7 protein-coding genes are annotated in these 6,077 nt (G+C 44.1%); 1 reads left to right on the plus strand and 6 read right to left on the minus strand.

Going from position 1 to position 6,077, the window contains the following annotated elements; all coding sequences use genetic code 11:
- Positions 1-29 precede the first annotated feature (29 nt).
- The 6 genes from VN379_RS02290 to minC all read right to left on the minus strand — a co-directional run bounded on the left by VN379_RS02290 (position 30) and on the right by minC (position 4,900).
- A complete protein-coding gene (locus VN379_RS02290; RefSeq protein WP_325530376.1) occupies positions 30-911 on the minus strand; it encodes a M50 family metallopeptidase in 882 nt (293 codons plus the stop codon).
- Between the two features lie 12 nt (positions 912-923).
- Positions 924-1,679, minus strand: a complete 756-nt coding sequence (locus VN379_RS02295) for a M23 family metallopeptidase (protein WP_325530378.1) — start codon at positions 1,677-1,679, stop codon at positions 924-926.
- A gap of 181 nt (positions 1,680-1,860) precedes the next feature.
- Entirely contained in the window at positions 1,861-2,967 is a 1,107-nt protein-coding gene (rodA, locus tag VN379_RS02300) for a rod shape-determining protein RodA (RefSeq protein WP_325530380.1), read from the minus strand.
- 118 nt (positions 2,968-3,085) lie between these two features.
- Entirely contained in the window at positions 3,086-3,364 is a 279-nt protein-coding gene (gene minE / locus VN379_RS02305; protein ID WP_325530382.1) for a cell division topological specificity factor MinE, read from the minus strand.
- 24 nt (positions 3,365-3,388) lie between these two features.
- Positions 3,389-4,180: a septum site-determining protein MinD gene (gene minD, locus VN379_RS02310; RefSeq protein ID WP_325530384.1), complete on the minus strand. Its 792-nt coding sequence runs from the start codon at positions 4,178-4,180 to the stop codon at positions 3,389-3,391.
- Between the two features lie 36 nt (positions 4,181-4,216).
- On the minus strand, positions 4,217-4,900 hold the full coding sequence (gene minC / locus VN379_RS02315) for a septum site-determining protein MinC (protein ID WP_325530386.1): 684 nt from the start codon (positions 4,898-4,900) through the stop codon (positions 4,217-4,219).
- Between the two features lie 173 nt (positions 4,901-5,073).
- On the opposite strand from minC, the gene VN379_RS02320 reads away from it, so the two are divergent.
- On the plus strand, positions 5,074-6,033 hold the full coding sequence (locus tag VN379_RS02320) for a bile acid:sodium symporter family protein (RefSeq protein ID WP_325530388.1): 960 nt from the start codon (positions 5,074-5,076) through the stop codon (positions 6,031-6,033).
- The last annotated feature ends 44 nt before the right edge of the window (positions 6,034-6,077 follow it).

Raw genomic sequence — 6,077 nt, forward strand, 5'->3', positions numbered from 1 at the left:
AATTATTATGTATTTTTCCAGCGGAAATATCAAGCCTTATTTATAAAATCATTCACTTTGCCCTTAATTCCCTGTTCCAGCAGCCGTTCCCATACCTCAGTTTCAGTTAGGGACCCGCTTAGATGGAAATCACGATCAACAATATGAATCACATAGTACTGTTCCGGCCCTAATAAGCGAATGACCTCACTGATACTAGTGCTCTCCATTGCCGTAATATGGCTTGTGGGCATAACACCACGACTGGAAAGCTCTGCTTTTTTACCTGCTAAAATGCGCATGTTCCGAAACCCGGCCAGATTATTTTCAGCCCGGGCCGTAAGCAGAAGAAAGCCTGCTGCTATCAGCATTGTCAAATTAATCGTATCGTGAAACCAGTACCCCATTCCGGCGAGTATTACCAGTAAGCAGCCAATCAAATGACTAAGCGTAACAACAATAGCTGTAGCCTCACGGTAATCACGCCGACGCGATAATATCGCCCGCAAAATTCTCCCGCCGTCTAACGGCAAAGCCGGCAGCAGATTGAAGAGTGCCAGGGTAAGATTCACTTCGCCGTAGAATCTAAGCACATCCTGCCAACTATTTGCCTCATTCAGCTGTGCATAACATAAAGCCGCCAGAACCAGGCTTGCCATTGGTCCGGCGGCTGCTATCATTATTTCACTGGCCGCGCCGGCATCGGCAAGGCGCTCCACACGGGCCATAGCACCAAAGGGCAGAAATTCAACCTGCTTAACCTTGTAGCCTAAGCCGCCGGCCATTAGCATATGAGCAAGTTCATGCCATAATACCGCACTAAATACCAGCAGTATCTTGCTGATAAGACCGGCAACCGAAAACAAAGCAATCAAAGCTAGAAACCAATTGTTTAAAACAATTTCAACCCCTGCAACTTTACCGGCCCGCATATTTCACATCCTTTACTTGACTGACTCACTTTTCATTCTGGGAAGAGGATCAATTGCTTTGCCGTTTTCCCTCAGCTCAAAATAAAGCACCGGCGCAGCAGCCCCTGTTTTTCCAACTCGACCTACTACCTGTCCCTGGCTTACCGCATCGCCATCTTTGACTAAGACATCGGCCAGATGTCCGTAAAAAGTTTCGATACCCTGCCCATGATCGATAATTAAAACTTTTCCAAACTGGGCACTATCTGTCACTATTTTGACGCTGCCTGGAGCAGCAGCCCGCACACTGGTCCCGGCCTGTGCAGCAATATCAATGCCCTCGTGTAAAGTATCCTGCTTGAGCCCCGGGTTTGTTTGCCAGCCGTAGCCGGCCATTACCTGCCCTTCTACAGGTTTAGTCATATACATTAAAGGATCAGCAGGCCGCGAGACTGTTGCCTTAACCTGTTTTAAAACCGGAATTTCTGAAAGTTGTATGGCATTTGGCCAATATGCATTAATATAATCTACTGTTTTTACCGAATAGTACACAAAATCAGTCTGAGTAGTTAGCATTTGCCTCACAGCACCTGTTACTTCCTGTCCAATCCTAGTGTCTGAAACATGGGCACCATAGATCATAGCAAATATCCCCAAAGCCACAACTGTCTTTTTTAGCCAGGTATAGTCAGGTGTATCATTATAATAGGATTGCCAGTTTTTTTCATTAGTGCGATTCCGCGTAGTCAAATACCAGCGGTTTCTCAAACGATTCCACAACTTTGTCATGCTAAACCCTCCATAAACACCGGCTAAAGTATCTTATGGAATATATATGACAAAACTACGAATTTATAACTATTACAATGTATTTATGTTTTGCAGATTCCCCAAAAGAACAAGAACACTAACGATAGCGCATTCAATTATATCACCACAAAAAGTAAAGCGAGCCGGTGGCTCGCTGGTGTCAAAACAGGATCTTTTGCCTTCGCATATAGATATTTAGCAATATCCCAATACTGACAAGATTTGTGGTCAGAGAACTTACACCATAACTCATAAGTGGCAGCGGGATACCGGTAACAGGCATAATGCCTGCTGTCATACCAACATTAACCAATAGATGAAAGGCAAGCATAGAGGTAATGCCTGTTGCTACAAGCATGCCAAAATTGTCCCGGGCTGCGCCGGCAATCTTAACACCACGGTAAAGCAAAATAAAATAAAGCAGCAAAATCAGGGTTGAACCGACAAATCCCAACTCTTCACCAATAACAGCGAAAATAAAGTCAGTGTGGTTTTCCGGTAAAAAATTAAGCTGGCTCTGTGTGCCATTAAATAAGCCTTTACCAAACAGCATGCCGGAACCAATGGCAATCTTGGATTGGATGATATGGTACCCAGACCCCAGTGGATCAACATTAGGGTCAATAAATACTGTTAACCGTTTTTTTTGATAGTCTTTTAAAAAATGCCAGAAAATTGGCAGGAACGCAAGACCGGCACCAATGATCGCCATCAAATGGCGGGTACTAATACCAGCCACAAAAATCATACCAAATAATATTGCCAGAAATACCAGGGAAGTACCTAAGTCAGGCTGTTTCAACACCAGAAGAAAGGGTACCCCAACATAAACGAATACCGGGATAATCTCTTTAAAGCTGTTGAGCTTGCCTGTACGTTTGTCGAGGATTTGCGCTAAAGCAATAATCATAATAAGTTTGGAGAACTCTGACGGCTGCAGACTAATTGGACCAAGCTGAATCCAGCGCTGAGCCCCCAGCGCAGATTGACCGACAAACATAACTGCCAGCAGCATGATCATGTTGAAAGCATAGAGAAGACCGGCAAATTTCTCAAGTGATTTATAGTCAAAGTTTAGCATTATGAAGATTATAGCAATGTTTGCCAAAGCAAACAGCCCCTGGCGTTCAACATACCAGTATCGATCTTCACTAGGGCCGTTGATGTGAGTTGCACTGCCAATAATAACCAGGCTAATGATAACCAGGAGGGCTGTAACTCCAATAAGTATAAAGTCTAAGTTCCGCAACAGGCGCTGGTTAAGCATACAGACCATCCTTCTCTCTACCGATGTCTTATATATTATAATAGTATTTCCTGCCTGCGTCCAGTATTGCGGGCAATAAAAAAAGCAGAGCACTGTTTCTTTACTCTGCTTCATTAATTTACTCGCCTGCCATAGTACCACGTTTCATGCGATTAACTGGAATGTTGGCTACCAGAGCCACTTGTGTATTGGTCTTAGTCAGACTTATTTCCATCTCGGTTTCGTTGATATCCATATAGTTTGAGATAACTTTTATCATGTCATCTTTAATAACTTCCATAAATTGCGGCGATACATTGACACGGTCATGGACCAGTACAAACCTAAGCCGTTCTTTAGCAATATCTTTCGAACCCTGCGCCTCTCTGCCAAACAGTTTTTGTATAAGTTCAAACACCTTGTTTCCCCTCCCAGCCACTATTTAAAACCCTAACACTTTTCTGAACCTACCCCATAAGCTGTTATTAACCTCAAGCGCCATTAGCGGCACGTTTTCCCCCATCAGGCGCCGTACGATATTCCTATAGGCAATGCCCGCCAAGGCTGTCGTGTTCGCGATTGCCGGTTCGCCACGGTTAGTAGAAATAACAATATACTCATCTTCAGGGATTATGCCCAGCAAATCAACAGCTAAGATTTCAATGATATCGTCAATATCCATCATATCGCCTTTTTTTACCATAAGCGGTCGAATGCGATTAACAATCAGTTTAGGATTATGTTTACCTTCAGATTCCAACAAGCCAATAATCCGATCAGCATCCCGCACGGCGGATACTTCCGGCGTTGTGACGATAATGGCCCGGTCAGCACCAGCAATAGCGTTTCTAAAGCCTTGTTCGATACCAGCCGGACAATCGATGATTACATAGTCGAATTCCTCTGCAAGTTCTTTACATAGTTGCCGCATTTGGTCAGGCGTCACGGCATTTTTATCCCTGGTCTGAGCAGCTGGCAGCAGATACAGTGTTTCGTAGCGCTTGTCCCGGATTAGCGCCTGTTTTAAGCGGCAGTTACCATCAGTTACATCCACCAAATCATAAACGATTCTGTTTTCGAGCCCCATGACCACATCAAGATTCCGGAGACCAATATCAGCGTCTACCAAGACCACTTTTTTACCCTGAAGAGCAAAGCCTGTTCCAAGGTTAGCTGTTGTCGTTGTTTTACCTACGCCACCCTTGCCTGACGTGATGACAATTACTTCCCCCATCTATGTACGTACCTCCTACAGCCTATCAAAGAGAGCTCACACTTCCTCTGATGCTAATTTCATTTTATCTGTTGGTTCAATAATAACAATATCTCTAACTATGCGGGCAGTCTCCCTGCAGGTAGGATTGTCCTGATTATCAGGGGCTCTGGCAATTATCCCGGCTATCCTTAGCTGGCCAGCAATCAGCTTATCAGCCGTAATCGTCGCCAGCTGATCACCTTTTGCGCCGGCATGAGCCAACCCCCGGCAGGTTCCCTGAACAGTAATGTTACCGCCAGCAATTATTTCAGCACCGGGATTTACATCACCCATAACAATAACTGATCCGCTAAACACTACCCGCTGTCCGCCTCTTAACATTCTTGACACAATCAGAGTTTGCCCACCCTCAGGCTCCTGCCGGTATTCCACTGGAATCTCACTATCTTGTACGCTAGCGCCCTCTGTTAAAGATTCCGTAGATAACACTGGCGCTTCAGGCTGGTCATACAGAGCGAGGCCGTAGCCTGCCAACAGGTTAATAAGCTGGTGCCGTTCGTCGCCGGTTAACGAATTAGAGCCGGCTACCACCTTGATACCGGCGTTTCCGGTAAAAAAATGTGCGGCAGATTCTAATTTCTCTTTTAGCTGTTCTAAAATAGCAGTAAAATCAACAGATTCCTTAATTACCAGTTCGAGGCCGCCTTTGTTTCCCTTAAATACTATATCCTCCCGCATATCTACTCCTAAATTTTACCATATGTTATTATCTATATGTCAACTAAAATTCGCCTTATTTAGCAAATTTCCTGCATTCGCTACAGCAGCTATGGTTAAAATTACCGCAAAAGAAGGGATCACTTTAACAACCGGGAAATATTTACTTTAGTTTTTCGTTTGGAGGTTAATTTATGGTTAATTGTTTGGCAAAAGTGACAGCTTGGCTGGGACAGCGCATGTTCTTAATTGTTTTGTCCGCCTTGCTTATTGGCTTTATTTCACCAATTTCGGATTCTGCTGCGCTCCGGGCAATAGTCATTGGCGCATTTGCTTATATGACTTTTGTTACCGCGCTGGATACAAGCTTTAAGGAATTCCTGCAGGTACTTAAAAGGCCGGTCATTCCTGTATGGATATTAATGTTAATCCACATTGTTTCACCACTTATTGCCTGGTTGACCGGTCTTATCTTGTTCGCCGGCAATCAGTCTGTGCAATTGGGCTATTTACTAGGTGCTTCTACCCCCATTGGTGTAACTTCAGTCATCTGGACGGCGTTAACCCAGGGAAATGTGTCCATTGCACTTGTGGCCGTAACCCTTGATACCCTCATTGTCCCGGTAATGCTGCCTTTCTTTTTTAAAGTCGTTATAGGTCAGACACTGCACATTGACTATGTGCAAATGATGGTCCAGCTTTTGCTTATGGTTACCGTACCAAGCATACTTGGCATGACTCTCCACGATTATAGCAGAGAGATACTTACTCCTGTTATTAAAACTGCTGCCAACTTTATATCCAAGATTGCTTTCTTTGCTGTGATTTTCGTAAACGCGGCAATCGTCGGACCAAGTATCAGTTGGGATATCTCCACCTTGAAAATAGTCCTGATCACTATGTTCCTGGTAGCAGCTGGATATTTGATCGGTTTCTTAGGCTCCTATGTATTTAAGGACAGGTCTAAAGAAACAGCTTTAGCCATGATCTATTGCGTGGGCTTACGCAATATTAGTTTTGGCCTGGTGTTAGCCTTAACCTTTTTCCCTCCTCCTGTTGCGGTGCCAATTACAATGTTTATATTATTTCAACAGCCATTTGCCGCAATGATTCCTTATTTGTTCCGGAAAATAAACAAAAAGTACCTAGCCTAATATCCCCCCCTTAATCTTACCATATTTATTGTATGTTTTTATGT

The sequence above is a fragment of the Sporomusa sp. genome, assembly GCF_035561255.1.
GTDB lineage: Bacteria > Bacillota > Negativicutes > Sporomusales > Sporomusaceae > Sporomusa.

Excerpts from the sequence above, each read along its gene's own strand:
- minD (WP_325530384.1), bottom strand. The coding sequence starts at position 4,180 with ATGGGGGAAGTAATTGTCATCACGTCAGGCAAGGGTGGCGTAGGTAAA.
- VN379_RS02290 (WP_325530376.1), bottom strand. The coding sequence starts at position 911 with ATGCGGGCCGGTAAAGTTGCAGGGGTTGAAATTGTTTTAAACAATTGG.
- minC (WP_325530386.1), bottom strand. The coding sequence starts at position 4,900 with ATGCGGGAGGATATAGTATTTAAGGGAAACAAAGGCGGCCTCGAACTG.
- VN379_RS02295 (WP_325530378.1), bottom strand. The coding sequence starts at position 1,679 with ATGACAAAGTTGTGGAATCGTTTGAGAAACCGCTGGTATTTGACTACG.
- VN379_RS02320 (WP_325530388.1), top strand. The coding sequence starts at position 5,074 with ATGGTTAATTGTTTGGCAAAAGTGACAGCTTGGCTGGGACAGCGCATG.
- rodA (WP_325530380.1), bottom strand. The coding sequence starts at position 2,967 with ATGCTTAACCAGCGCCTGTTGCGGAACTTAGACTTTATACTTATTGGA.